Below are 25,662 nucleotides of genomic sequence, written 5' to 3' on the forward strand. Positions count from 1 at the left end.
CCGCACCGCCCGCCGTACGGCCGCCGAGCCGGAAGAACCACGAGGGGACAGTCCCATGACCACCCGCCAGATGACCGATACCGAACTCGCCGGCCAGCCCGCCGCCTACTGGACCGGCGTCGCCTACGAGGCACTGATCGCCTTCACCCGGGCCCGACAGGCCGAGAAGGGCTACACCCAGCCGCAGTTCTGGCTGCTGCGCAACCTGTCGGCGAACGACATCTCGCCCGACGGCGAGGGGATGACCCTGCCCGAGCTGCGGGAGGCCATGAGGTCCTACATCCGGCCCGAGGACGACCTGGCGGCCGAGTCCGCGGTGCTCGTCGAGCGCGGCTGGCTGAGGCGGGACGCGGACGACCGGCTGTGGCTCACCGAGGAGGGGGAGCAGGCCCGCGTCGACCTTGCGCGCAACGCCCCCGCGATCCGTGCCGCCCTCCACGAGGGCATCGACGACGCCGACTACGTCACCACGCTGAAGGTGCTCCACCGACTGATCCGCAACGCCGGCGGAACGATGCCCTGACCGGGCGACAGGCCCCGGGCAGTGCCCCCTCCCCGCCTCCTCGGCGGAATGCCGCCGAGGAGGCGGGTCCGGCCCTGAGCTCTCGCCCGCCCTCGCTACGAACAGGAGGTTCGATGGACAAGCAGACCTGCCCGCGGCTGCGGTCCGACCGGGTCGACCGGATCGTCGCGGGCTTCCTGCGCACCCTCGTCGATCACGGCACGAACTGCGAGCCCGCCGAACTGGCCCGGACGGGAGCGGTCGCCCTCGACCTCGCCACCGCCTGCCTGGCCCACCACCTGGAGGCCGCCGAGGAGCCACCGCCCGAGACCCGCGCCCAGGCCATGCTCCGACGGATCGACACCTTCGTCGAACACAACCTCGGCGACCCCGACCTGACCCCCCGCAGGATCGCCGACCACCACAACATCTCGCTCCGCACCCTCTACACCCTCTTCCGCGACCGCCCCGCCGGCGTCGCGGGCACCATCCGCCGCCAACGCCTGGAACGCTGCCACGCCGACCTCGCCCGCCCCGGCCTGAGACACCGCCCCGTCCAGGCGATCGCCGCCCACTGGGGCTTCACGAACCACACCACCTTCACCCGCGCCTTCCGCGAGGCCTACGGCACCACCCCCACCAAACACCGCGCCCACGCCCTCGCCGGACCGTCAGGATCCAACGGCCGTACGACCGGCGAATCGGACGCATCAGCAGGAAGCCCTGGACACCGGCGTTCCCGGTGACCGGCCTCTGCTGCGATTGCGACGGCGATCTCCTCACGAGTGCCGTGCTCATGCATCTCCCCGGCGTTGACCAGGTCGATCAACGGCCGCAGCGCCTCGGGCCGGGCCGGCACACCCCAACCGTCGTACGCGATCACGCCACCACGTGCTGCGGGTGCCGTACTTCCGAATGACAGCGGCGCCACCGGGCCGCTTTTGGTCAGGCAGAATGAACCGCGTGAATGCCAACACGAGCCCAGTACTCGTAGACCTCGTCAGCTGGCGTGGGAAGCTCGATGATCTTGTGCGATCCGCGCGCAGTGCGGATCCATCGGCCCATGCCGTTGTGGATCGCGCTGCCATCGAGGTCGCCCTGGCCAACGCAGTCAGCAGCCTCGTGACATACGCCGAACTCACCGCCTGGGCCCAGGCGGTGCACTTCCACGACGGAGTCGACATCGAAGACGGTCATGAAGACCTCGTCGCACAGTTCCTCTTCGAGGCTTCCACCCCGGAGCTGTTCGAACCGATCGCACCTGAGTTCTGTCAGCGTTGGCTGGACAGGCTTCGGATCTCACTCGCGAAGTCGCCGGGTGCAGGAGGTTGAACGTCAAACTCACGTGGACGACGCCGCGTGGAGGTGGGCGGGGAGACGACGCCCCGCGGCTGATCTGCCGTCGGGGCGGTCGTCCGCAGGGCGAGGCCTGGGCGCCGACCCCGCCCACCCGGCAGGACGGGCCGCCCGGGCCGCCTCGTACGAGCAGGGGTTGAGGGCCGGCTCCCGGTCAGCCGCGGACGTGCAGCCCGAAGCCCGTGCGGCCTGCGGGCTCCAGCCCCTCCTTCAGGTGCAGCGAGGGGAGCTCGTAGTCACCGAAGTTCTGCCGCCGGAACGCGATCGGCTCCGTCGACTCCAGGGTGAGCAGGCGCTGCTCCCAGGCCTTGGCGACCTCCGGGTACTCCTCGGCGGTCATCCGGTCGGTGCCGTACAGCACGAACGGCGGCAGCACCTCGATGCCCGGGTAGTAGAGGACCCCGTGGTGGATCGGGAACAGCAGATCGTCGATGGGACCGTTGATCCCGCGAGCGGCGTAGTGTGACTCCGGGCCGCCGGTGGTCACCGACAGCAGGGCCCTGCGGCCCGCGAGGGTTCCCTCACCGAAACGCTCGCCGTACTTGGTGTCGCTGTGCTCACCGACGCCGTACGCGAAGCGGTAGGTGAACACCCGGTCCACCCAGCCCTTGAGGATCGCGGGCATCGTGTACCACCACAGCGGGAACTGGAAGATGATCGTGTCCGCCCACAGCAGCTTCTCCTGCTCGGCGAGGACGTCCGGGGTGAGCGCCCCGGCGTCGAAGGCCCGGCCCGAGTCCAGGGCCACCTTCAACGGGCTTGAGGCGTGGGGGCCGTAGTCCGCGGCGTCCACGACGGCCTTCCAGTTCATGGCGTACAGATCACTCACCCGCACCTCGTGCCCGGCGCCCTCCAGCGTGGACACCGCCAGGTCCTTCAGCGAGCTGTTGAGCGACTTCGGCTCCGGGTGGGCGTGGACGATCAGCGTCTTCACAAGAACTCCTTCGGATCGGATGCCTTCGATCCTGTCCGCCGCAGCGCCGGGCGTTCAGGGGCGCCGCTTCCGTCGGACCGGACTTCCTGGTACTGGCAGGGCCACCTTCACCGGTTCCGGCGAAGCCGTACCGGAAGTCAGACTGGAGAGCATGGACGATCTTGCGGGCTTCCTGCGCACCCGGCGTTCCCGAGTCGACCCGGCAGCCGCCGGAATCCCCACCGACAGCCGCCGCCGGGTCGCCGGGCTGCGCCGCGAAGAGGTCGCACACCTGTCCGGGGTCAGCGTCGACTACTACGTGCGCCTGGAGCAGGGCCGCGCGACGCAGCCCTCCGAGCAGGTCCTCGACGCGCTCGCCCGCGTCCTCGGCCTCGACGAGACCGAACGCGGACACCTCGCCCGGCTCGCCCGGCAGCCCCGCCGCCGGGCGAAGGCGCCGGGCGGGAGGATCCGGCCGGAGCTGCTGCGGATCCTCGACCTGGTCGCCGGCGCACCCGCGATGATCATGGACCCCCGCCTGGACGTGCTCGCCGGCAACCGCCTCGCCGGGCTCCTCTTCGGCCGGCCGATGCCGGGCCTGAACATCGCCCGGCACCTCTTCCTGGAGGAGACCGAGCACGGCCTCTACGCGGACTGGGACAACTGCACCCTCGACGTGGTCGGGCACCTGCGCCTGGCCGCCGGCAAGTACCCCGAGGACCCCCGCCTGGCCTCGCTCATCGGCGAACTGGCCATGGGCAGCGAACGCTTCCGCCGCCTCTGGGCCCGCGCCGACGTGCGCGCCCGCACCCACGGCCGCAAGGCGTACCGGCACCCGCTGGTCGGACTGCTGGAACTGCACCACGAGAACTTCGCCCTGCCGGACGAATCGGGCATGGAGCTGAGCGTGCTGTCCGCGGCCCCCGGCAGCCCGGCCGAGGACGGACTGCGCCTCCTCGCGGGCCTGGACACGGACAGCGGCGCCGCGTCCCCCACGGTGAACGCCGCCGTCCCGCCCCGGGGCTAGCAGCGTCTTCCGAGTCAACTCAAGTTATTTGCAGATGATTTGATGCATCGTTCCCGGGCGTGATGGCGGCTGGACGCAGGGGCCCCCAACTCCCTCCCGCCTGAACGCGACACAGGAAGTCGGCCCCTCCGACTTCCTACGCGCGGCCGGGCGGCCCGGCCCTCCCGGCTCAGGGCCGATGACCCCCGCAGGGCGATGCGCAGGGGTGCGGCAGCTGCGATCGTGGTGCGGACGGCCCGGGGGACCGGGCCGCAACGGGCAGAAGGGGCGGGCACTATGACCATCGTTCAGGCTCGGACATCGCACCGGCGCGGCCGGCTGGGGGCGCGGCTCGCCGCGGTCGCCCTGGCCGGCGCCATCGTCGTCCCGCTCGCCCCGACCGCGGCGGTGGCGGCGGGAGGGGCGGGCGATCCGGCGGCGCCCACAGCCGGCTCCGGGGAGGAGCGCCGGCCCCGTGTCGACGGACAGCAGGAGCTGCGGGACCTCGTCGAGCACGGCGGGGCGACCGCCGCGCTCGCGGAGATCCGCTTCGCCGGCCGCCCCCCGTGGCGGGGCGCCGCCGGGACCGCCGACCTGGCCACCGGGCAGCCGGCCCGGGCGGACGGCCGGTTCCGGATCGGCAGCGTGACCAAGAGCTTCGTGGCGACGGTCGTCCTCCAGCTGGTGGGGGAGGGGCGGCTGCGGCTGGACGACCCGGTGGAGCGGCACCTGCCGGGGGTCGTCCCGAACGGCGCCGCGATCACCGTCCGGCAGTTGCTGAACCACACCAGCGGCCTGTTCAACTTCACCGAGGACGAGCGGTTCCTGATCAGGAGCGAGGCCGACCTGCAGGACTTCGCCTACGGGGGGTGGCGGTACCGGGACTACAGCCCGCAGCAGCTGGCCGCGGTCTCCGCCCAGCACACGCCGTACTTCGCGCCCGGGCAGGGCTGGCACTACTCCAACACCAACTACGTCCTCGCCGGGATGATCGTCCAGAAGGTCACCGGGCGCACCTGGCAGCGCGAGGTCGAGCGCCGGATCGTGCGGCCCCTGCACCTGGACGACACCGTGTTCCCGGGCTCCGGGACCGGCCTCGGCGGCCCGCACGCCCACGCCTACCTCGACATGCCGGCGGGGCCGGCCGACATCACCCGGCTCGACCCGACCGTTGTGGACGCGGCCGGCAACGGCATCTCCACCACCTCCGACCTCGACCGCTTCCACGCCGCGCTGTTCGGCGGGAAGCTGCTGCGTCCCGCCGAGATGGCCGCACTGACGGACACGGTGGCGACCACGACGGAGGGTGCGCGGTACGGGCTCGGCGTGCTCCGGATCGACCTGGGACCGGGCTGCGAGGCGGCCTGGGGCCACGACGGCGGCCTGCCCGGCTGGAGCACCCTGCTGCTCGGCAGCCGGGACGGGCGGCGGCAGTTCGCGCTGTCGCACAACCCGTACGTGGGCAAGGACGGCTCGGCGGGCGGGGCGGCGATCGGCTCGCTCGTGGCCAAGACGCTGTGCGACCAGGGGACGGGCGCGGGCACCGGCGCCGCAGCGGCCCCCGTCCCGCTCCCGGCCCCGGCCCCGGTCCCGGCCCCGAGGACGCTTCCCCGCACCGGCCCGGACCTCCGCGTCGAGGCCGGCCCGGCCACCCGCTGACCCCCGCCGGGTGGTGGGACCTCCCTGTCAGGGTGACGATTTCGTGGTGGCCGTGTTCATCCGCTCGTGTCGGGCCCGGCGTGGGTGCGACCCGCAGTCCGATGACCACGATGACCGAGTGCGACGACCGACCGTGACGACAGGGAAACGGAGGGACGTGCCATGACCGAGGCGAGCGAAGCGGGTGAAGCGGGTCGTGCCGATCACGCCCTGAAGGCGAAGCACCGCGCGATGTGGGCGCTGGGCGACTACCCCGCCGTGGCGTCCCAGCTCATCCCCGAGCTGGGGATCGAGCTGGTGCGGGCGTGCGGCGTGCGGGAGGGCGAGCGCGTCCTGGACGTCGCGGCGGGCTCCGGGAACGCGGCCGTCCCCGCCGCCCTGCTCGGAGCCGAGGTCGTCGCCTCCGACCTCACCCCGGAGCTCCTGGAGGTCGGACGCCGCTCGGCCGAGGCGCGCGGCGCCCGGCTGGAGTGGCGGGAGGCGGACGCGGAGGCCCTGCCGTTCGCGGACAGCGAGTTCGACACGGTGATGTCCTGCGTCGGCGTCATGTTCGCCCCGCACCACCAGCAGGCGGCCGACGAACTGGTCCGGGTCTGCCGCCCGGGCGGCACCATCGGCCTGGTCAACTGGACCCCGGAGGGGTACATCGGGCAGATGTTCGCGGCGATGCGGCCCTATGCCCCTCCGCCGCCGCCCGGCGCCCGGCCGGCGCCCCTGTGGGGCGACCCGGAGCACGTGCGGTCCCTGCTCGGTGACCGTGTCACCGACTTCGACCCCCGTCGGCGGTCGGTGCGCGTCGACCGGTTCGGGCGGCCGGAGGAGTTCCGGGAGTACTTCAAGACCTCCTACGGGCCGACCATCGCCACCTACCGCTTCATCGCCGAGGACCCCGAGCGGGTGGCCGCCCTCGACGCGGCCCTCGACGACCTGGCCGCCCGGCACCTCGACGGCGGCGCCATGGACTGGGAGTACCTCCTGGTCACCGCCCACCGCCCGGCGGCATAGCCGCGGGAGGTCCCGCCGGCGGGTCGGTGCGTGACCGAGTCGGTGCGGGCAACCTGCTCAGCACTGCGGGAAGTTGACGGCGAGGCCGCCGAGCGCGGTCTCCTTGTACTTGGTGCTCATGTCGGCTCCGGTGTCGCGCATGGTGCGGATGACGGCGTCGAGGGGGACGAGGTGCCGTCCGTCGCCGTTGAGGGCGAGGCGGGCCGCGGCGATGGCCTTGAGGCTGCCGATGGCGTTGCGTTCGATGCAGGGGATCTGGACGAGGCCGGCGACGGGGTCGCAGGTCAGGCCGAGGTGGTGTTCCAGGGCGATCTCCGCGGCGTTCTCCACCTGGCCGGGGGTGCCGCCCAGGAGTTCGGTCAGACCGGCGGCGGCCATGGCGGCGGCGGTGCCGACCTCTCCCTGGCAGCCGACCTCGGCGCCGGAGACGGAGGCGTTGCGCTTGACGATGATGCCGACGGCGGCGGCGGTGAGCAGGAAGCGCACGGTGCCGTCGTCGTCGGCGCCGGGGACGAACCGGTGGTAGTAGTGCAGGACGGCGGGCAGGACGCCCGCGGCGCCGTTGGTGGGTGCCGTGACGACCCGGCCGCCGGCGGCGTTCTCCTCGTTGACCGCGAGCGCGTAGAGCGCGACCCAGTCCATGGCGTGCAGCGGATCCCCGGGACCGCCTTGCTGCCGGAGCCGGCGCAGGAGTGCCGGGGCGCGGCGGGGCACGTCCAGGCCGCCCGGCAGTGTGCCGCCGGTTCGGCAGCCGCGGTCGACGCAGTCGCGCATGACCTCCCACAGCTGCAGAAGCCGGGCGCGGACCTCGCCCTCGGGTCGCCGGACGCTCTCGTTGGCCAGCATCAGGTCGCTGATCCGCCCGTTCCCGGCCAGGTCGACGAGCTGCTTCGCGTCGGTGAAGGGATGGGGCACCTCGTGTGGGGCGTCGCGGGCCTCGTGGAGCAGGAAGCCGCCGCCGACGGAGTAGAAGGTCCGCCTGCCCAGGACGACGTCCTCCCGGTCCAGTGCCGTGAAGGTCAGGGCATTGGGGTGGGCGTCCGGCAGGAAGCGGTGATGGAGGACCAGATCGAATCCGACGGCCTGCATGCCGGGCAGCCGGACCCGGCGCTCGGCCGTGATCAGGCGGAAGCGCTCGTCGGCGGTGGCGATGTCCACCGTCTCCGGCCGCTCGCCGGCGAGTCCGAGCAGGACGGCCTTGTCGGTGCCGTGGCCGACACCGGTGGCGGCCAGTGAACCGTACAGCTCGACGTCGATGGTCGCGACCTCGGCCAGCACGCCCGCCAGGTCGAGTTCCCGGACGAACTGATGGGCGGCGCGCATCGGTGCCACCGTGTGGGAGCTGGACGGGCCGATGCCGACGCGGAACAGGTCGAACACGCTGATCAAGGGAGGACTCCAGGGGAGCGGCCGGGGTTGGGGCTATCGGTCTACCGCCGACCGGACCCGTGCGGTGGCGACGGACCGCCAGTGGCGTGGACGGGCACCCGGTCGAGAACACGGGACGCCCGTCGGGTGCCGCGCCGGTGCGAGGCCGGCCCCGGGTGGTGTGGATCTTCGTCGGGCCTGGTGTGGATCTTGGTTCCGGGGCGGTCCGGCCCGCCACCTACCGGCGGGTACGTGCCACGATGCCCGGCACACCGCACGCAGCCGGCAGCGACGGGGCTGGAGCGGCCGTGCCGCTTCCGGCGCACGCCCGAGCCGGCCCGCCCCTCACCGGGAGGAACGCCGATGACCGACGAGGACCTGCCGACGCACCTGTGTCGCCTGGGGCTGACGCGCCGTGAGGCGCAGACCTACACAGCGCTGCTCGCCGTCCGCTCCGACGACGGCGAACCGTCGGCCGGGAACCCGGGGCTCGACCGGGAGGCCCCCGGGTGCGGCGGCCCGGACGGGGAGCCGGCACGGGAGGAGGACCTCGCGCAGCTGCGCAGACTGGGCCTGGTCACCGTCTCGGAGGCCGGAGGTGGCCGGCACGTGCCGGTGGAGCCCACCATCGCGCTGGAGTTCCTGGCGCACAGCCGCGCCGCCGAGCTCCGTGAGGCCCAGCAGGCCGCCGTCAACGCCTACAGCGGGTACCGGCGCACCGTCAGCCCCCAACCGACCGAGAACCTGGTCGAGGTCGTCACCGGTGCCTCCATCGTCGAGCGCATCGAGACCATCGAGGCGGCGGCCGAGAGCGAGGTCCTGCGCTTCGACTCGCCGCCGTATCACACGCACGGGACGGCCAACCCGATCCAGATCGAGAAGCTCCAGCAGGGGGTGGAGTACCGGGTCGTGTACTCCCGGTCGGCCGTCCAGAACGCCGCGTACTACGCCGTCAACATCAAACCCTGCATCGCCGCCGGGGAGCAGGCCCGGATCCTGCCCACCGTCCCCGTGAAGCTCACCATCTTCGACGGCAGACTGGCGATCGTGTCGATGTCGTTCGTCGAGGCCGAGGTCAACGACTCGCTGCTCCTGGTCCGCCCGTCGAGCCTGTTGTCCGCGCTCACGGGGTTGTTCGAGGCGTCCTGGCGGACGGCGCTGCCGATGCACCTGAGCGGGCGCGTGCCATCGGCACTCACTCCGATCCACCGGCGCATCGTCGAGCTGCTGGCCACCGGGGTCACCGACGACACCATCGCCGAGCTGCTGGGCGTCAGCCGCCGCACCCTCTCCCGCCACCTGGAGCAGCTCAACTCCCGTGCCGGATCGGTCACCCGCTTCCAGATGGCGCTGCACGCGGCACGCAACGGCTGGATCTGACCGGGCGGCGGGCGGTCCCCCGCGAGCGCGGGCCCCGACACGACTCGCATCCGACCGTGTCCGACCTTTGTGGCCAAAGCGCGCCAATGGCGCCAAGTCGCTCCTCCCGCGGCATCTCTGACGGTATCTCTGGTGCACCGGGCTCACCGCCGGAGCGGAATTCGCCCGACGGGAGGGCCCGGTCCCCCCGGGACCGATCACGACCACGGACGGACCGGGGTGACCGGCCCGCCCGCGACGCCCGATCTCCCTGCCCCCCACACCAGGAGATGTTCATGTTGGGAAGTTGGTCCTCGGAGCCGGCATTCGTCCTCTGCGGTGCCGCGCCGGGTCCCGGCCGGCGCCCCGGCCTCCACCGCCCGTCACCGGCACGGGAAACCGCGACACCGACTTCAAGGGCGGCCACTGCGAGAAGGGCTTCGAGCTCCCCGAACAACCCTCTGGGCTGACGGTCTGACACATCTCGTGCAGATCAAGGCCGTTACGCTCGGGCTCCGTGGACCGCGCCGGGAGCGGTGAACCCCTGCGAACCGCGAACCGTCCAGCCGACTGCCAGCCGGATGACGTTTCCCGTCGGGTGAAGTTCCCTGCCGTGCGAGCGGTCACGAGCGACGGGAGCGGAGAGTCCACGAGCGCCGCGGCCACCGTCCGCGCGATCCCCGCGCGGTGAACCGGGTCGCGACGACTCACCGGCCGTGGCGACCCGGCCGCCACGGCCGGGCGGCGTCCTGTGCCCGCCGAGGCCGACGCGCCCCGCCGTCACCACTCAGCGGCACCACCGCGCCGACCGTCCGTCCCGCGTGCCACGAGCCGGACGAACCCGCCGTCGCCGATCCGCGCGGACGACGACCGGAGCCCTCCACCGGCAACGCCACGCGACCACTGTCGTGAATCCGAGGCGGCGAAGCCCAGCCGCACCCTCCCAGGAGGTCATCCTTGTCCCAGCACAACGCACGCCACCGTCATGCCCGCAGGGCGAGGCCGACGGCCGTGGTCGTCGCGGCCACCGCCGTAGCCGCCGTGGCGGCCGCGGTGGTGATCAGCCCGGCGAACGCCGCCCTGCACGCCACCGGCCAGGCGCAGCCGGCCGCGGAGCCCATAGCCGGCCGCTACCTGGTGGTGCTCAAGGACGGCGCGGTGCCGCCCCCGGATGCCGATGCCGCGCAGGGGGCCGCCCCGCCGACCGCGCAGGGAGCCGCCGAAGGCGTACAGGCCGGGCAGACGTCGGTGGCGTCCATCGCGGACCGGCTGGCGAAGGCCCACGGCGGCTCCGTCCGGACGGTCTACGACACGGCGCTGCACGGCTACGCCGCCGAGATGACACCGGCCGAGGCGAAGGCGGTGGCGGCGGATCCGGCGGTCGAGTCCGTGGAACAGGACGGCGTCCAGCACTCGGGCTCGGCGCCGCAGGCCGCCCAGGCGGCGTCGGTGGCCAGCTGGGGCCTGGACCGCATCGACCAGCGGAACCTGCCGCTGGACAACAGCTACACCGCGCCGAACACCGCCTCCAACGTCACGGTCTACGTGGTCGACAGCGGACTGCGCACCACGCACAGTCAGTTCCAGGGACGGGCGGGCATCGGGGTGGACCTGGTCGGTGACGGTCGCAACGGCGCCGACTGCATCGGCCACGGCACCCACGTCGCCGGCACCATCGGCGGCAAGGACTACGGGGTGGCCAGGGGCGTGAAGCTGGTCTCCGTCCGCGTCACCCCGTGCAACGACTCCATCCCCACGTCCGCCATCGTCTCGGCCGCCGACTGGATCACCAAGCACGCGGTCAAGCCGGCCGTGGTCAACATGAGCATCAACGGCGGCGTCAGCGCCGCGGAGGACAAGGCGATCCGCAACTCCATCGCCTCCGGCGTCACGTGGGTGGTCTCCTCGGGCAACAGCGGCGCCGACGCGTGCAGGAACTCGCCCGGCGACATCACCGAGGCCGTCGTGGTGAACAACTCCACCACCGACGACCAGCGCCGCTCGGACTCCAACTGGGGTGCGTGCACCGACCTGTTCGCCCCCGGTACCGGCATCACCTCGGCCTGGAACAGCGGTGACCAGGACAGCCACCGGCTGACCGGCACCTCGATGGCCGCGCCGCACGTCACCGGCGCCGCCGCCCTCTACCTGTCGGCCCACCCCACGGCCACTCCCGCCCAGGTCCAGGACGCACTGATCAAGGCCGCCACCACCGGCAGGATCGGCAGAGCCGGGACGAACACCCCCAACCGGCTCCTCTACGTCGCGGGCCTGGGCGACCACCCCACCAGGTGACCGCCGGCCCCCGGGGCCGAGCCCCCCCGACCAGCCCCGCGCCGGCCCGCACCCGAGGTGCCCCAGCCGGCCGTCGAGCCCCGTCCGGACCGGCGGCAGCGTACCGCCGCCCAGGTGCCGGACCACCACCGGACCACCGTTCCACACACCCCGACACAGGAGACAGCATGTCCACCGGTACCCCCGGCCGTCACCGCCGTTCCCAGAAGAAGATCCTGCTCGCCGTCGCCCTGCCGACGGCCCTGGTGGCGGGTGCCGCCACCGCCGTGGTGGGCATCGGCTCCGCCTCGGCCGCGGTGGCCGTGCCGAAGCCGGACCACGTCGTCGTGGTCATGATGGAGAACCACGCCTACAAGCAGATCATCGGCAGCAAGGACGCGCCGTACCTGAACTCGCTCGCCAAGGGCGGCGCCGTCCTCAAGGCCTCCTACGGCATCACCCACCCCAGCCAGCCGAACTACTTCGCCGTCTTCTCCGGCAGCACCCAGGGCATCACGGGCGACGACTGCTACCACCCCGGCTCCATGTCCGCCCCCAACCTGGCCTCCGAGCTGATCGCGGCCGGCAAGACCTGGGGGAGCTACAACGAGTCACTGCCCAGCGAGGGCTCCACCACCTGCAAGAGCGGCAAGTACGCCCAGAAGCACAACCCCTGGTTCGCGTTCAAGAACGTGCCGGCCAACAGCGGTCACACCTTCGACCAGTTCCCCACCGACTTCACCAAGCTCCCCAAGGTCTCCTTCGTCGTCCCCAACCTCTGCAGCGACATGCACGACTGCTCCGTGGGCACCGGCGACAGCTGGATCAAGAACAAGCTCGACGCGTACGCCGCCTGGGCCAAGACCCACAACAGCCTGCTCGTCATCACCTACGACGAGGACGACAAGCACAGCGGCAACCAGATCCCCACCGTGCTGTACGGGCAGCCCGTCAAGGCCGGCTCCGCGCCGACCGCCAAGTACAACCACTACGACATGCTCCGCACCCTGGAGGACCTCGCCGGGCTCACCACGCACGCCGGCAAGGCGGCCGGTGCCACCGACATCGCCGGCGTCTGGAACTGACCGTGTACCTCGCGGACAGCCGACGTCCCGCGGCGTCCGCCGCCGCCCCGGCCCCCGGGCCGGGGCGGTCCGCGCGGATCGCCCCCACCGTCCTCGCCCTCGGCACGGTCAGCCTGATCACCGACGTCTCCTCCGAGATGGTCACCGCCGTCCTGCCGCTCTACCTCGTCACCGCGCTCGGCGTCTCCCCGCTCGGCTTCGGCGTGCTGGACGGCGTCTTCAACGGCGCCTCCGCCGTCCTGCGGCTGCTCGGCGGCTTCCTCGGCGACCGCGGCGGCGGACGCCACAAGGCCGTCGCCACCGCCGGCTACGGCCTCTCCGCGCTCTGCCGGCCCGCACTCCTCATGGTCCGCACCACACCGCTGATCGGCCTCGTCCTCGCCGTCGACCGGGTCGGCAAGGGGCTGCGGACCGCCCCCCGCGACGCCATGATCTCCCTCGCCACCCCACCCGAACGGCGCGCCCGCGCCTTCGGCGTGCACCGGGCGATGGACACCCTCGGCGCGCTGGCCGGACCCCTGCTCGCCTTCCTCATCCTGCGCGCCGCCCCCGGCGGCTACCACGCCGTCTTCACCGTCAGCTCCTACGTCGCGGCACTCGGCGTGCTCGTCCTGGTCCTCCTCGTCCCCGGCCGCAGCCTGCGCACCATGCCCGACCCCGCGGCGCGGCTGCGCCTTCGTGAGCTGCTGCGCCTGCCGGCCCTGCGCCGGACCACCGCGTGCGCCGCCCTGCTCGGGCTCGCCACGGTCAGCGACTCCTTCGTCTATCTGCTGCTGCAGCGGCGGCTCGCCCTCTCCGCGGGCTGGTTCCCGCTGCTGCCGCTGGGCACCGCCGCCGTCTACCTGCTGCTCGCCGTCCCGCTGGGCGCGCTCGCCGACCGGACCGGGCGCCGACGCATGTTCGTGCTGGGCCATGCGGCCCTGCTGACCGGCTACGGCCTGCTGCTCGCACGGCCCGGCGGCGGTGCGGTCCTCGCCGCCGCGGTCCTCGCCCTGCACGGGCTCTTCTACGCCGCGACCGACGGCGTCCTCGCCGCCGCCGCGGCGGGCGCCGTGCCCGAGCAACGGCGCGGCGCCGGCCTCGCGCTCGTCGGCACCGGCCAGGCCGCCGGACGCTTCGCCTGCTCGCTCGCGGTCGGCGCGCTCTGGAGCCGCTGGGGCGACACCGCCGCCCTGGCCGTCATGAGCGTCACCCTCGCCGCCGCCGTCGCGGTCGCCGCCCGCCTGCTGGGCCGGCTCACCGGTGACCCGGGGCCGGGCAGCGGCTGACCGCCCCGCCACCGGTGCCCGGCCGTTGCGCCTGCCTGTCCACCTGCCTGCCTGTCCGTCCGTCGAAGTACCCACTGGAAGAGGACCCCGTATGACTTTCGGCCGCCGCCTCCTCGTTCTGTTCGCCGCAGCTGCCGTCCTCGTCGCGGCCGGCGCATGGACCGTCCTGCGCGCCGGCGACACCGGCCGAGGCGGCGACCGGGCGGGCGACGGGCCGCCGGCCAGGGCGGGCGCCGTCACGCTGGGACCGCACACCGACGGAGCGCAGCTGGTGTTCCGCTCCATGACCTGGGGCTCCCGGCGTGATCATCTCGCCGCGGTCCCGCTCGCCGATCCCGGGGCGACCCGAACGGTGGCGACGCCGGCCTGCCTGCGCTTCCACGCCGCGGCCGGCACCGGGATCTGCCTCCAGGCCGTGCACGGCGTCCTGGAGGACACCTACCGCGCGGTCGTCCTCGACGCCGACCTGCACGAGCGGCGCCACTACGACCTCGCCGGCATACCCACCCGGGCACGGGTGTCCCCCTCGGGACACCTCGTCGCGTGGACGGTCTTCGTCGGCGGCGACTCCTACGCCGGCACGGACTTCTCCACCCGGACCACGATCCTGGACACCACCACCTGGACCCTGCAGGAGAACCTGGAAGGCTACGCCGTCACCCTCGACGGGAAGCCCTACCGCGCCGCCGACTCCAACATCTGGGGCGTCACCTTCGCCGACGACGAGCACTTCTACGCCACCCTCGCCACCGACGGCGAGACCCACCTGGTCGCCGGCGACGCCGTCCAGCACACGCTCGCCACTCTGCACGACAACGTCGAATGCCCGTCCCTGTCGCCCGACGGCACCCTCATCGCCTACAAGAAGCGCGTCCCCGGCCTGCCCGAGGACGCCCCCTGGCGGCTCTACGTCCTCGACCTGAAGACCATGGCCGAGACGGCGACGGCCGAAGACCGCAACATCGACGACCAGGCCCTCTGGCTGGACGACCACACCCTCGCCTACGCCCTCCCCAGCGACGACGGCAGCGACCTGTGGACCGTCCCCGCCGACGGCACCGGCACCCCGACCCTGCTCGCCGCCGCCGCGCTCGCCCCCGCCGTCGTGCGGTGACGGGACGAGCCGTGCGGCGGCTCCCGTCCCCGCTCGACGCACCCGAGGGACTGCCCGGTGCCGGGTTCACCGTGCGCGGCACGGTCCGCCGGGACGACAATCTCTCTGCTTTCAGAGGTAATTGGATGACTGGGCCTTACTTTTCATGATCCATTTGGTCATTGACGCAAGATCACTTGGGTTAGAGTAGCCGACGGGTAGTCAGTTTCGGCTGAGCCCGTACCATCCATCTTCGAAGGAGAACCATGCTTCGACGCCTTTCGGCTGCCGCTCTGGCCGCCGCCATCACCGGTGGCGCCCTGCTCGCCATCGTCCCCGCGCAGAGCGCGTCCGCCGCCGGGACCATCACCTGCAACGTCAACGCGATGCGGGACCAGGCGCAGCGGCTGCGCAGCCAGGGCCACTTCGCCCAGGCGAACGCCATCGAGGCGCGAGCCCAGGCCTGCGAGGACGCCGAGAACAACAACCGCCCGTGGCACTGACGCCCGTCCGGCGCTGACGCCTCGTCACCGGCCCGTCGCCACTTCACCGGCGGCGGGCCGGCGGCGCCTGTCCCTCCTTCGCCGGGTAGCCGCTTTGCGTGATGATCCACTTTGCTGAGAGTCTGCGCCGTGCAAAGAAACCAGGTCGCCCGGCTCATCGGCGCCATCTTCGGACTCGTCTTCGTCCTGACGAACGCGGCGGCCCTCCCGTCGGCCGTCGGCATCCCCCTGCGTGTCCTCGCCGTCCTCGCCTTCCTGCGGCTGTTCATCGTCCTGCGGCGCGACCGCCCGGCTGACGCGGCCACCGGCGGCGCGACGGCAGAGACCTTCGGCCGGGGCTACCGCCTCGTGGTGGCCGCCGAGGTGGCCGTCGGTCTCGGCGGTCTCGTCGTCCTGAACCCCGTGCTCCACCTTCCCAAGGCATCGGTCGGCTGGATCACCGTCGTGGTCGGCCTGCACTTCTTCGGCCTCGCCGCGGTCTGGCGCATGCCGTCGGTCCACGTACTGGCCGCGATGCTGACCTCCTGTGGCGCCGCCGGCCTGGCCCTGGCCTGGGCGGACGCGCCGGCCGCGGCCATCGCGTCGATCTCGGGCATCGCCCCGGGCGCGCTGCTGCTCGGCGCCGTCGGCTGGACCCTGCGCACACCGAACGGCCTGCCCCGCGTCGACCACGCCGCACGCGGCGCAGCGGGAGGACCGGCCGTCGACGACTGAGCGGACGCGGCTTCTTTGGTCTTGGCCCCCGGCCCCGGCGTGCTCCGCCGGGGCCGGAGTGCTGTCCGGGCTGCGCCTGACGCCATGTCGCATCGCGGTGGCCCGGGGTCGCCGACCCGGCCGCCGGGAGGGTCCGGTAGCGTCGCGGGCGCCGCCCGTCGGGCCTCGGCGGGCCCTTTCCTCGGGAGGTTCCGATGCCACAGATCCTGGTCGACCACTCGGCCGAGCTCGACTTCGACCGTGCAGCCTTCGTCAAGGAGGTGCACCAGGCGATCACCGAAGTGATCGACACCACCGTGGCGGACTGCAAGACCGTCTTCCGCCCGGCCCTGCAGTACGCGGTCGGTGACGGAACGACGGGGCAGGCGGTGATGCTGGTGGAGATCAAGATCCTGGCCGGCCGCAGCCTGGAGCAGCGCGCCGAACTGACCGCCCGGGTGCTCACCCTGCTGGAGTCGCACCTCGGCGTGCCCGCGGCGATCGGCGTTGAGATCACCGAGCTGGAGCGGGCCACCTACCGCTTCGTCCACCACCCCGGCAGGTAGGGCGCGCGGTGGCCCGGGCGTGGGCGGGTGTGTTCAGGCCAAGTTGAGTCCTTCACGGGCAAACCATCGGACATCCACAAGATCTCCGAACTAAGGTAAGCCTGATCTACCGCTCGGCCTTCCCCCCGCCCAGCGGGCATCGAGCATGCCCGCCGCCAGGACTGGAGTGAACCGACCATGCATCCTCGTCATCTCTGGAAGCGCCTCGCCGGCGCGGTCGTCCGCCGCGGCATCGGCGCGACCGTGGGCGCACTCGCGCTCCTCGCCGCCTTCGTCCTCGCGGGCACCGCGGCCGGCACGTCGAACGCGGCCGCCCAGCCTGCCGGCCGCGTCGGCCAGTGGGCCTGCTCCGGCGCCGCCATCCCGGACGGATGGGCCATCACCGCCTTCAACAAGGACGGCTGCAGCGGCTGGGGCTCGTGGTACCAGCAGCCGGAGGCGGAGGGGCTCTACAGCTGCGGCGGCTCCCCGATCTACCCGGGGTGGGTCACCACCGACTACTCCAAGCTCGGCTGCAACGGCGTCGGCTCCTGGCGGCACAACCTCGTCAAGGACGGGATCTGGACCTGTGGCGGCTCCCCGATCGTTCCGGGGTACGTCGTGACCGGCTATCAGCTCCTCGGCTGCAACGGGGTCGGTGCCTGGTACCACCAGCTCCCCAAGGTCGGCCTGCTCACCTGTCCCAACTCGCCGGTCCCGGCGGGCTGGCGCGCGGGCGGCTACTGGCCGAACGGCTGCACCGGCCACGGCGGCTACTACCTCAGCCGCGCCTGATTCCGCGCCCCGTTCGCCACGCCGGAGGCACCGCACGCCGTGCGGTGCCTCCGGTGCGTCCGGCGGTGCTCGGCGGGGTGGGGTGGGGTGGGGCGGCGGTGCGGGCCCGGCCGCCCGGGGTCGGCGTCAGTGCGCCGTGCCGTACCTGAGTCCGTCCAGAAGGAGGTCGAGGAGGCGTTCGGCCTGCTCGCGCTGGTCGGGCTTGCCCGAGGCGAGGGCGACGCCGGTGAGGGCGGCGAACATGTCGGCCGCGCTGATGTCCGAGCGGACGGCCCCGGCGGCGGTCGCGGCGTCCAGGAGCGAGGTGAGAGCCGTCATCATCAGCTCCCTGCTGTGGGCGTAGGGGTTGACGCCGGAGTCGACGACGGCGCGAAGGGCGTCGGCCATGCCCAGTTTCGCGGTGGCGTAGTCGATGAAGCGCCCCATCCAGGCGCGCAGTGCCGCGCGGGGCGGCATGGCCGCCAGGAGGTCGGGGGCGGCGTCGCACAGCCGGCTCAGTTCGTTGCGGTAGGCGGCCTCGATCAGCGCCTCCCGGGTGGGGAAGTTGCGGTAGAGGGTGCCGGAGCCCACGCCCGCCTCCTTGGCGATGCGTTCGAGGTGCGCCTCCAGCCCGTCCTCGGCGAAGACGCGTACGGCGGCGGAGAGGATCTTCTCCCGGTTGCGCCGTGCGTCGGCCCGCAGTGGTCGCCCGGTGCCTGTGCTCACGGGATGGGTTCCTTCCTCGCCGCCGTCGAGGCCGCCGTCACGTGGAGGTTCTCCCCGCGTGCAGGTCGAGCCACTTGCAGGTCTCCAAAGCGGCGGAGCCTCCGCTTCGGAGTGTAGAGCACGCGCCGCCGCCGTCCGCGGATCACCTCGCGGCGGAGGGCGGCGCCCGGCGCACTGCGCCGCCACACACAGGGGCCGGGGCGGTCCTCCTCCGGAAACGGCCGGGAGAGGGTTCAGCGCCCCGTCCCGGCGAGTTACGGTCGAAGTAAGCCGACGTATCGGAGAAACACCGTTGCATACGGGAGATCACCGTGAGCTACACACTGTTACGCGGCACGTTCGTCATCCGCTATCCCGACCTGCCTCGGCAGGGGCCCGAGCCGGACGGTGACACGATCAAGTTCAAGCCGGACTCGCCGGCCCTGGTCGAGGGCCTGCCCCGCCCGTCCGGCACCCCGCCGCAGATCAACGGCCGGGGCATCTCGGTGCGGCTGGAGGCCATCGACGCACTGGAGACCCACTTCAACGAGACCCACCAGGAGCTGGCCGGCGCCAATGCCGGCCGCGACAGACTCCTGGAACTCCTCGGATTCACCAACGTCGTCTTCTTCGACGACCAGCCCAACAAGGTCCAGTCCGCCGACCAGGACAGCATCCGCGGCCACGTGCTCTCCAACGGCATCGACGCCAACGGCCGACTGATCGGCTTCGTCTACAAGGGTGAGCCCACCGAGCCGGACGGGACGCCCGTCTTCCTGGACGACGCCCGGGTCGACCTCTCGGCCAACGCGGTCCAGCTCACCGAGGGCAACGCCTATCCGGCGTTCTACGCCACCCTGCCCGCCACGCTGCGCACCCACCTCGCGGACGTCTCGCGGTCCGCGCGGGCGGCGAAGGTGGGGCTGTGGCCGCGCTCCAAGGCCGACCCGAACGGCAAGGCCACCGTCCCCGATCTCGCCGCGCTGCAGCAGCTGGTCATGTGGCCCAAGCTGTTCCGCCGGCTGGTCCCGTTCCTCGCGACCGGTGCCCCGGACCTCACCGGGTTCGACGCCTGGCTGCGGCAGGACCCGGTGCACCGTGACGACCCGATCTTCCTCCTCGACCGAGGGGAGCACGGCAACCTGCACGACGTCATCGAAGCCGTCGGCCACGACATCCAACTCACCGTCTGGCCCGAGGACTTCATCATCAGCCCCGACCCCGCTCCGGCGGGCGTCACCCGCAACCCGTAGACACCGTCCGGCGCCTGCCGAGCGTTCGACGACGTCCTGCGGCGTCCGACGCGCGAGGCGTCCGGGTGGACGGACGGCCGGCCCGCCGCGGGCCGGCCGTCCCGTAGCCGTCAGCGGGCCGTCAGGATCCTCACGCCGTTCGCGGTGAGTCGATCGAGGACACCGTCTGGACCGGCATCTACCGCGGCCCCGGCAGACCCGCCAGGATCACCCTTTCGGTGGACGGCCGGACCGTCTCGGCCAAGGTGTACACCCTGCCCGGATCTCCGGGCTGGGCCGCCTACTACGCGGATGCCCCGTGCCGGGCCTCGCCGCGGCCAAGCCGACCGTCCACGCCTACGCCACGGACGGCACCCTCCTGCTGACCACCCGCCCGTGACGGCGGACGACGCCCCCCAGCCCCGGTCTTCCGGCGCCTCCAGGAATGTGCAGGGCGGTGCTGCGCTTCCTCCCGGCGCTATCCGCGTGGTGCGGTGACCCGCTGGACGGCGTGGACGACGGCGGCGCGGTGCCGGGCCAGTCGCTGCGCCGGCCATGAGCCGCTTCCGCCGGTCCGGCTCATGCCGTCCGCGGCGGTGAACCAGGCCTGGGTCAGCGCCAGGACGAGAGCGAGCAGGTCGGCCGGGTCGAGGTCCGCGTTGATGCGGCCCTGCTGCTGGGCCGCCACGACGGCCGCGTTCTTGGCGCGGTAGGCGGTGGCCTCCAGGTCGGTGGCGCCGGGGCGCTCCAGCTGCTTCCAGGTGAGCAGCCGCGCCAGGTCGGGCTGGGCGACCAGGAGGTCGAAGACCTGTCCCGCGTAGTCGGGGAGGTTCTCGGCGTCGAAGGGCACGGTCTCCGCGCCCATGGTGAGCGCCCGCTCGATCACGGCGTCGAACAGCTGCTCCTTGTTGCCGAAGTAGACGTAGATCAGTCGCTTGTTCGCGTTGGCGGCCTCGGCGATGCGGTCCACCCGCGCGCCGGCGATGCCGTATGCGGCGAACTCGGCGAAGGCGGCGTCGAGCAGGCGGGCCTTGGTCGCGGCGGAGTCTCGTGCCATGCCGCCACCCTAGCAAGTAACTATCCGGTTATTGACATTCCCGGAGGACCTGCCGCACTCTTGACCTATCCAGTTAGTTACATGCGGCTGGACGACGGGACGACCGCGACGACCGCGACACAAGGAAGATCACGATGGAACTCCGCACGCTCGGCAGCCAGGGCCTCACCGTCTCCACGCAGGGACTCGGCTGCATGGGGATGAGCGCCTTCTACGGCACCACCGACGAGGCCGAATCGCTGGCCACCATCGACCGTGCCCTGGAACGGGGCGTGACCCTGCTCGACACCGCCGAGGGCTACGGCCCCTTCATCAACGAGCAGCTCATCGGCAAGGCGCTCACCGGCCGACGCGAGCAGGCCGTGATCGCCACCAAGACCGGGATCGAATTCACCGACGACGGCGTGTGGGGCGGCCTCAACGGACGCCCCGAGTACATCCGCCACGCCCTGGACCGCTCCCTGCGCCACCTGAACACCGACTACGTCGACCTCTACTACCTGCACCGCGTCGACCCCGCGGTGCCGATCGAGGAGACCGTCGGCGCCATGGCCGAGCTCGTGGCCGCCGGCAAGGTCCGTTACCTCGGCCTGTCCGAGGTCGCGCCGCAGACCATCCGCCGCGCCCACGCCGTCCACCCCCAGACCGCGGTCCAGACCGAGTACTCGCTCTTCGAGCGCGGCATCGAGCACGACGGCGTCATGGCCACCCTGACCGAGCTCGGGATCGGCCTGGTGGCCTACTCCCCGCTCGGCCGCGGCTTCCTGTCCGGCGCGATCACCAGCCCGGACGACTTCGCCGCCGACGACTTCCGCCGCACCGACCCCCGCTTCCAGGGCGAGAACTTCAACCGCAACCTGGCCGTGGTCGACGAGGTCCGCCGGATCGCCGCCGCCAAGAACGTCACGCCCTCCCAGCTGGCCCTCGCCTGGGTCCTGCACCGGGGCGCGGTCGCCATCCCCGGCACCAAGCGCCGCCGCTACCTGGAGGAGAACATCGCCGCCTCCACCGTCACGGTCACCCCGGACGACCTCGCCGCCATCGACGCCGTCGCCCCGCACGGGATCGTCTCCGGCGACCGCTACGCCCCCGAGCTGATGCAGACCCTCAACGGCTGAGGACCGGGCAGCACCGAGGCCGCCCCGCCGCGGCCCGGTGCCCCGACCGGTGGCCGCCGCCGTGATCACGGACGATCGGTCACGGCCGGGCGGTCACACCCGGATCTCGTTGGCGCAGTCGGTCCACCACGGCCTGGGGGGAGCCCAGCCGAGGTACTTGGTGCCGCAGATGCGGATGGTGCCGACCTGGGGGAAGTACTTGGTCGCGTTGGCCTTGCCCCGGTCCGCCGTCAGTTCCCCGCGGTCGTGGCCGAAGTCGTCCGTGACGTGGACGGTGCCCTTGAAGTAGGTGCCACCGCCGGTGTAGATCCAGACCCAGCCGTCCGAGCAGTTGTCCACCTGGACCTGGATGTTGTCGAACTTGTAGTACTTGGTGCAGCCGGCCGTGGCGGACGTGCTCGCCGCGGCCGGGGAGGCCGACACGGCGGTCAGCGCGGCCACGGACAGGCCCAGGACTCCGGCCGTCCTCGCCAGCTTGCCCGGCAATGTCTTCATGGTGACAACTCCAAAGGTGTGGTTCCGACGTATCTGCTCGCGAAGCACCTCCACTCTTCCGCCGCCGTCACGCATGTCGCATCGGTCAATTGACTGCATGACAGTCTCCCCGTCGCGCGCAGCGTCGGCGAGGAGAAGGTGACTCTCTGCGCCCTCCGTGTCCCCCCGAAGGGGCGGACACGGAGGGCAGGAAGCCCCAGGTTGAGCGAGACGGGCCGGGATCGGCCGTTCCGCCCACCGCCTACTGCCTACTGCCTGCTGGGGGCCTGACGGCCCGGCCTCACTTCAGGTGCCGGGTGAAGAACTGGTCCGCGGCGTCCCCCGCGTACGGCGGGACGCCGGTGTGCCCGCCCATGTTGGCGTGCAGCGTCTTCTCCTCGGAACCGAAGGCGTCGAACAGCTCCAGGGCCGCCTGCCGGTCGTTGCCTTCGTCGTCCCACTGCAGCAGGACGTGCAGCGGAATGGTGACCCGACGGGCCTCCTCGAACATGGCGCGGGGCACGAAACTCCCGGCGAACAGACCGGCGGCCTTGATGCGCGGCTCGACCACCGCCAGCCGGACGCCGATGGAGATCACGCCCCCCGAGTACCCGACCGGGCCGCCGATCCCGGGCAGCGAAAGGAGCGCGTCCAGCGCGGTCTGCCATTCCGGGACCGCCTTGTCGACCAGCGGGAGGATGAGGGCGTCGACGATCTCGTCGCTGACCGGCTCGCCGGCCTCCATCGCCCGGCGCAGGTCGGCGCGGGCCCGCTCCACGGCGTCCCAACGGGGCCGGTCGCCGCTTCCGGGGAGCTCGATGGTGGCCGTGGCGAAACCCGCCGCCGCGGAGGCCCGGGCCCGGGCCACCAGCCGGGGGTACATCCTGCGCAGCCCGAGGGGAGGGTGGCCCAGCAGGATCAGCGGCACCGGTGCGGACACGGACGCGGGCATCCACAGGATGCCGGGGATCTCGCCGAGGGTGAATTCGCGCTCGATGACGTCGTCGTCGAGACGCTGCTCGGAAGTGAACTGCATGGTCGTGCCTTTCGGGAGTGCAGAGCGGCGCTCCCGGACGACCTGTCTACCGTCCGACCGTGACCCCGGAGGGGAGCACCCATGTCGATACTGCGTTCACGGGTACCACCTCCTCGTTCTCTTGCACGGCCTCCGGAAAGGTAGCAGCGGCCGCCGCACCCCGCCAAACGGGTTGTTGCGCGGGCGACGTGGCACGACGGCGGACCTGGACGAGCCGGCGCTGCCCTGTCCGCGGTGTCGGAGGGCGTGGCTACGATCCCCGGCATGGGCTACACCACGACATTCACCGGCCGGATCGCCGTCGAGCCGCCGCTCAACGAGCAGGAGATCGCCTACCTGCGGAAGTTCGCCGACACCCGGCGCATGGACCGCGCCAACGGCCCCTACTACGTCGACGGCACGGGCTACGCGGGACAGGGCCGCGACGCGGACATCCGCGAGTTCGACAAGCCCCCGGCGGGCCAACCCGGCCTGTGGTGCAAGTGGGAGCCCACCGACGACGGGGCCGCGATCGAGTGGAACGGGCACGAGAAGTTCTACGACTCACCCGAGTGGATGACCTACCTGGTCGACCACTTCCTGAAGCCCGGCGCTCACGCCCAGGGCAAGCCCGGGTTCGAGAACTTCACCTTCGACCACGTACTCGACGGCGTGATCGACGCGCAGGGCGAGGAGTCCTGGGACACCTGGCAGCTGATGGTGCGTGACAACGAGGTGTCCGCGTCCGGGCCCGTGGAGCCCGAGACGGTGTGGCTCTGCGAAGGCTGCCTCACCGTGATCGCCGATGAGAACACCGTCTGCTGCCCGGGCTCGGAACCGACACCGGCGTACGCCGTGTAGGTTGCCCGCACCGACCACGCTGCGCCCAGGGCCGGCCGGCGTTGCGCCCGGCTTCAGCAGCCGGGTGCCCGAGATCAAAGGTCGGATACGGCGACAAGGTGTCCTGGGCCGCTGGACGACACCAACCGTGAGGTCGGCGGCGGGATTCGAACCCGCGTCTCCCTCATGGAAGGAGAAGTAGCCGTGTCCTGCGCACCGGGCACCCGGATGCTGTGGCCTCCCGAGATCGGATGTGGAGCGCGGCGTGATTCACCCAAAGAAGTAGCCGTGCTCCTGCGCACCGGGAGGTGCAGAAGCTGTTGAGTTGTGCGACCAGAGGTCGAGGCCGGCGACGGGAACGTTACGCGTGCTGCCGTTACACCACCGCAGGAACACGTCCTGACGGCCGGGATTCGAACCCGGACCACGTCCACCAGAAGGGAAGTATCCGTCGCCTTCGCACCTGGGCAGGACCAGACTCTACTCCGCCGGGATGACAAGTCATCTCATTTGTCGGCGAAGACGGGAGTTGCCGGTGGGGCGCCTCGGACCGGCTGCCGACGGTCAGCCGCTCCCGGTCGATGGCTGATGCGGAGGCTGCGGTCTCGTCCTGTGGACGATCGCGATCCTCGCTGGAGCCCGTATTCGTGGCGGTCGTAAAAGCCGTTGCCCGGCCCGTGGTGGTGCGGCACAGTGGGCGCATCGCGCCAGGCAACCAGGAAGGAGCGCGACCGTGAACGTCGTCAGCCGTGTCCAGTCGTATCAGTGCTCCTCAAGTTCCCAGACCAGCGGGACGTCCTCGTAGCGCGCTGACCGGCCACCGGCCGGGCCGCCCCGGGGAATCGTGGAATCGTCCCCGTGCGGGCGGCCCGTTTTCGTGTCGCCCCGCTGTGCCGGATGGTGCAACTGGCAGCACGCCTGACTCTGAATCAGGAAGTTCGGGGTTCGAATCCTCGTCCGGCAGCGCAGTACCAGGAGAGTTCGCCGCGTGGCACCGGCGCGCGTTCGCTTCGCGCGCTCTCCGCGCAAACAGCAGTGTCTCGGAGGAGCCGGCCGGCGCCGGCCTCGGTCTCCTCCGCCATGGGCGAGCTGGGCATCGGTTGAGCCCAAGGGTCTGTAAAACCCCCGCTCCGGCTGTGGCGGTTCGAATCCGCCCTCGCCCACCGACCCGAAGCCACCCCGCCCGCAGGGACCGGGCCCACGGCCCTCGGCGTCCCCCGCCCGACGGCCTGCCCTGCCGGGACACGGTTGTCACCGTCGCCGGTCGCGGATGACGTCCTCATCCACCGGAGCCGGGCAGGGAAGTTGGCCTGTTCCCCACCCGCCGCGGCGTGTTGTGGTGCATGATCGCAGCGTGAGCACGTGGTGGGAGAGGCGCCGCAGCGCCCGGCTGACGGAACTGGCGTACGCCCTGGAACTCTTCGGCGCCGAACCGATCGAGGACCCGGGCGTCGGTGAGCTCGCCCGCTCAGCGGAGGACCTCGCCGCGGAGTACCGCGCCAGCGACCGCGGCCCCGTCGTTCACCGCACCGGCGACCTGCTGGAGCAGGCCGCCGCCGTACTGCACACCGCCGACCGCTTCCGCGGCGCACTGATCCCGGCCGTCAACCACCACCTGCGCTGCGCCGCCACAGTCCTGGCGAACGCCCGCACCTGCCTGCAGACGTCGGCCTTCCCGATTGCCGACGCCGCCGCCCTCCCACCGGGGGACGGTCCCGGCCGGGGGAGCACCCCGGGCGAACCGCGTGACGTCAAGGCGTCATACGGCCCTGCCAGGCCCGGGCCTTCTGCTCCCTCCTGACGCGGTTCCGGATCTCT

General features: G+C 72.1%; 25 protein-coding genes and 2 tRNA genes. 21 read left to right on the forward strand and 6 right to left on the reverse strand.

All coding sequences use genetic code 11. The features are described from left to right. The first annotated feature begins 55 nt into the window (after window positions 1-55). The 3 genes from ACIPSC_RS21970 to ACIPSC_RS21980 all read left to right on the forward strand — a co-directional run bounded on the left by ACIPSC_RS21970 (window position 56) and on the right by ACIPSC_RS21980 (window position 1,834). Window positions 56-523, forward strand: a complete 468-nt coding sequence (locus tag ACIPSC_RS21970; protein WP_400827683.1) for a MarR family transcriptional regulator — start codon at window positions 56-58, stop codon at window positions 521-523. A gap of 113 nt (window positions 524-636) precedes the next feature. Beyond that, on the forward strand, window positions 637-1,248 hold the full coding sequence (locus ACIPSC_RS21975) for a helix-turn-helix domain-containing protein (RefSeq protein WP_400827684.1): 612 nt from the start codon (window positions 637-639) through the stop codon (window positions 1,246-1,248). A gap of 217 nt (window positions 1,249-1,465) precedes the next feature. Further along, complete coding sequence (locus tag ACIPSC_RS21980; RefSeq protein WP_400827685.1) at window positions 1,466-1,834, forward strand: hypothetical protein; 369 nt, start codon at window positions 1,466-1,468, stop codon at window positions 1,832-1,834. Window positions 1,835-2,012: 178 nt separating this feature from the next. Here the strand turns inward: ACIPSC_RS21980 and ACIPSC_RS21985 are convergent, their stop codons facing one another. Next, a complete protein-coding gene (locus tag ACIPSC_RS21985) occupies window positions 2,013-2,792 on the reverse strand; it encodes an NAD(P)H-dependent oxidoreductase (RefSeq protein WP_400827686.1) in 780 nt (259 codons plus the stop codon). A 151-nt stretch (window positions 2,793-2,943) separates the two neighbouring features. Here ACIPSC_RS21985 and ACIPSC_RS21990 point away from each other — a divergent pair, with 151 nt between their 5' ends. The 3 genes from ACIPSC_RS21990 to ACIPSC_RS22000 all read left to right on the forward strand — a co-directional run bounded on the left by ACIPSC_RS21990 (window position 2,944) and on the right by ACIPSC_RS22000 (window position 6,441). Continuing rightward, on the forward strand, window positions 2,944-3,798 hold the full coding sequence (locus ACIPSC_RS21990; RefSeq protein ID WP_400827688.1) for a helix-turn-helix transcriptional regulator: 855 nt from the start codon (window positions 2,944-2,946) through the stop codon (window positions 3,796-3,798). A gap of 276 nt (window positions 3,799-4,074) precedes the next feature. After that, on the forward strand, window positions 4,075-5,436 hold the full coding sequence (locus tag ACIPSC_RS21995; RefSeq protein ID WP_400827689.1) for a serine hydrolase domain-containing protein: 1,362 nt from the start codon (window positions 4,075-4,077) through the stop codon (window positions 5,434-5,436). Window positions 5,437-5,598: 162 nt separating this feature from the next. After that, on the forward strand, window positions 5,599-6,441 hold the full coding sequence (locus ACIPSC_RS22000; protein ID WP_400827690.1) for a class I SAM-dependent methyltransferase: 843 nt from the start codon (window positions 5,599-5,601) through the stop codon (window positions 6,439-6,441). Window positions 6,442-6,498: 57 nt separating this feature from the next. Here the strand turns inward: ACIPSC_RS22000 and ACIPSC_RS22005 are convergent, their stop codons facing one another. Further along, window positions 6,499-7,830 (reverse strand): L-serine ammonia-lyase, encoded by a 1,332-nt coding sequence (locus ACIPSC_RS22005; RefSeq protein ID WP_400827691.1) that lies wholly within the window; start codon window positions 7,828-7,830, stop codon window positions 6,499-6,501. A gap of 342 nt (window positions 7,831-8,172) precedes the next feature. Between ACIPSC_RS22005 and ACIPSC_RS22010 the strand changes: the two genes are divergently transcribed. The 9 genes from ACIPSC_RS22010 to ACIPSC_RS22050 all read left to right on the forward strand — a co-directional run bounded on the left by ACIPSC_RS22010 (window position 8,173) and on the right by ACIPSC_RS22050 (window position 17,424). Continuing rightward, window positions 8,173-9,189, forward strand: coding sequence for a helix-turn-helix domain-containing protein (locus ACIPSC_RS22010; RefSeq protein ID WP_400827692.1), 1,017 nt, complete (start codon window positions 8,173-8,175; stop codon window positions 9,187-9,189). A 936-nt stretch (window positions 9,190-10,125) separates the two neighbouring features. Continuing rightward, window positions 10,126-11,463 (forward strand): S8 family peptidase, encoded by a 1,338-nt coding sequence (locus tag ACIPSC_RS22015; protein ID WP_400827693.1) that lies wholly within the window; start codon window positions 10,126-10,128, stop codon window positions 11,461-11,463. Between the two features lie 167 nt (window positions 11,464-11,630). Further along, the gene (locus ACIPSC_RS22020; protein ID WP_400827694.1) at window positions 11,631-12,527 is read left to right on the forward strand and encodes an alkaline phosphatase family protein; all 897 of its coding nucleotides are present in this window, start codon (window positions 11,631-11,633) and stop codon (window positions 12,525-12,527) included. Between the two features lie 2 nt (window positions 12,528-12,529). Beyond that, a complete protein-coding gene (locus tag ACIPSC_RS22025; RefSeq protein ID WP_400827695.1) occupies window positions 12,530-13,795 on the forward strand; it encodes an MFS transporter in 1,266 nt (421 codons plus the stop codon). A gap of 91 nt (window positions 13,796-13,886) precedes the next feature. Further along, the gene (locus tag ACIPSC_RS22030; protein WP_400827696.1) at window positions 13,887-14,909 is read left to right on the forward strand and encodes a TolB-like translocation protein; all 1,023 of its coding nucleotides are present in this window, start codon (window positions 13,887-13,889) and stop codon (window positions 14,907-14,909) included. 245 nt (window positions 14,910-15,154) lie between these two features. Continuing rightward, a complete protein-coding gene (locus ACIPSC_RS22035) occupies window positions 15,155-15,391 on the forward strand; it encodes a hypothetical protein (protein WP_400827697.1) in 237 nt (78 codons plus the stop codon). A gap of 129 nt (window positions 15,392-15,520) precedes the next feature. Then, window positions 15,521-16,105, forward strand: coding sequence for a hypothetical protein (locus tag ACIPSC_RS22040; RefSeq protein WP_400827698.1), 585 nt, complete (start codon window positions 15,521-15,523; stop codon window positions 16,103-16,105). A gap of 194 nt (window positions 16,106-16,299) precedes the next feature. Then, window positions 16,300-16,650: a 5-carboxymethyl-2-hydroxymuconate Delta-isomerase gene (locus ACIPSC_RS22045; RefSeq protein WP_400827699.1), complete on the forward strand. Its 351-nt coding sequence runs from the start codon at window positions 16,300-16,302 to the stop codon at window positions 16,648-16,650. A gap of 177 nt (window positions 16,651-16,827) precedes the next feature. Then, the gene (locus tag ACIPSC_RS22050; protein WP_400827700.1) at window positions 16,828-17,424 is read left to right on the forward strand and encodes a hypothetical protein; all 597 of its coding nucleotides are present in this window, start codon (window positions 16,828-16,830) and stop codon (window positions 17,422-17,424) included. 126 nt (window positions 17,425-17,550) lie between these two features. On the opposite strand, the gene ACIPSC_RS22055 is transcribed toward ACIPSC_RS22050, so the two are convergent. After that, window positions 17,551-18,129: a TetR/AcrR family transcriptional regulator gene (locus ACIPSC_RS22055; RefSeq protein WP_400827701.1), complete on the reverse strand. Its 579-nt coding sequence runs from the start codon at window positions 18,127-18,129 to the stop codon at window positions 17,551-17,553. Between the two features lie 311 nt (window positions 18,130-18,440). On the opposite strand from ACIPSC_RS22055, the gene ACIPSC_RS22060 reads away from it, so the two are divergent. After that, on the forward strand, window positions 18,441-19,361 hold the full coding sequence (locus ACIPSC_RS22060) for a thermonuclease family protein (protein WP_400827702.1): 921 nt from the start codon (window positions 18,441-18,443) through the stop codon (window positions 19,359-19,361). 457 nt (window positions 19,362-19,818) lie between these two features. Here the strand turns inward: ACIPSC_RS22060 and ACIPSC_RS22065 are convergent, their stop codons facing one another. Then, the gene (locus ACIPSC_RS22065; RefSeq protein WP_400827703.1) at window positions 19,819-20,397 is read right to left on the reverse strand and encodes a TetR family transcriptional regulator; all 579 of its coding nucleotides are present in this window, start codon (window positions 20,395-20,397) and stop codon (window positions 19,819-19,821) included. 134 nt (window positions 20,398-20,531) lie between these two features. Here ACIPSC_RS22065 and ACIPSC_RS22070 point away from each other — a divergent pair, with 134 nt between their 5' ends. Beyond that, window positions 20,532-21,515: an aldo/keto reductase gene (locus ACIPSC_RS22070; RefSeq protein ID WP_400827704.1), complete on the forward strand. Its 984-nt coding sequence runs from the start codon at window positions 20,532-20,534 to the stop codon at window positions 21,513-21,515. Between the two features lie 93 nt (window positions 21,516-21,608). On the opposite strand, the gene ACIPSC_RS22075 is transcribed toward ACIPSC_RS22070, so the two are convergent. After that, window positions 21,609-22,010 carry a hypothetical protein gene (locus ACIPSC_RS22075; protein WP_400827705.1) on the reverse strand — a complete coding sequence of 134 codons (402 nt, stop codon included), beginning with the start codon at window positions 22,008-22,010 and terminating at the stop codon, window positions 21,609-21,611. A gap of 280 nt (window positions 22,011-22,290) precedes the next feature. After that, entirely contained in the window at window positions 22,291-23,025 is a 735-nt protein-coding gene (locus ACIPSC_RS22080; protein WP_400827706.1) for an alpha/beta hydrolase, read from the reverse strand. 264 nt (window positions 23,026-23,289) lie between these two features. On the opposite strand from ACIPSC_RS22080, the gene ACIPSC_RS22085 reads away from it, so the two are divergent. The 4 genes from ACIPSC_RS22085 to ACIPSC_RS22100 all read left to right on the forward strand — a co-directional run bounded on the left by ACIPSC_RS22085 (window position 23,290) and on the right by ACIPSC_RS22100 (window position 25,645). After that, complete coding sequence (locus tag ACIPSC_RS22085) at window positions 23,290-23,865, forward strand: hypothetical protein (RefSeq protein ID WP_400827707.1); 576 nt, start codon at window positions 23,290-23,292, stop codon at window positions 23,863-23,865. 870 nt (window positions 23,866-24,735) lie between these two features. Next, window positions 24,736-24,808, forward strand: a tRNA-Gln gene (locus tag ACIPSC_RS22090). A 118-nt stretch (window positions 24,809-24,926) separates the two neighbouring features. Further along, window positions 24,927-25,007 (forward strand) — tRNA-Tyr (locus ACIPSC_RS22095). A gap of 191 nt (window positions 25,008-25,198) precedes the next feature. Next, window positions 25,199-25,645 (forward strand): hypothetical protein, encoded by a 447-nt coding sequence (locus ACIPSC_RS22100; RefSeq protein ID WP_400827708.1) that lies wholly within the window; start codon window positions 25,199-25,201, stop codon window positions 25,643-25,645. The last annotated feature ends 17 nt before the right edge of the window (window positions 25,646-25,662 follow it).

Origin of the sequence: Kitasatospora sp. NPDC090091 (genome assembly GCF_044747365.1) — a bacterium.
In the GTDB taxonomy this organism is placed as follows: Bacteria; Actinomycetota; Actinomycetes; order Streptomycetales; family Streptomycetaceae; genus Kitasatospora.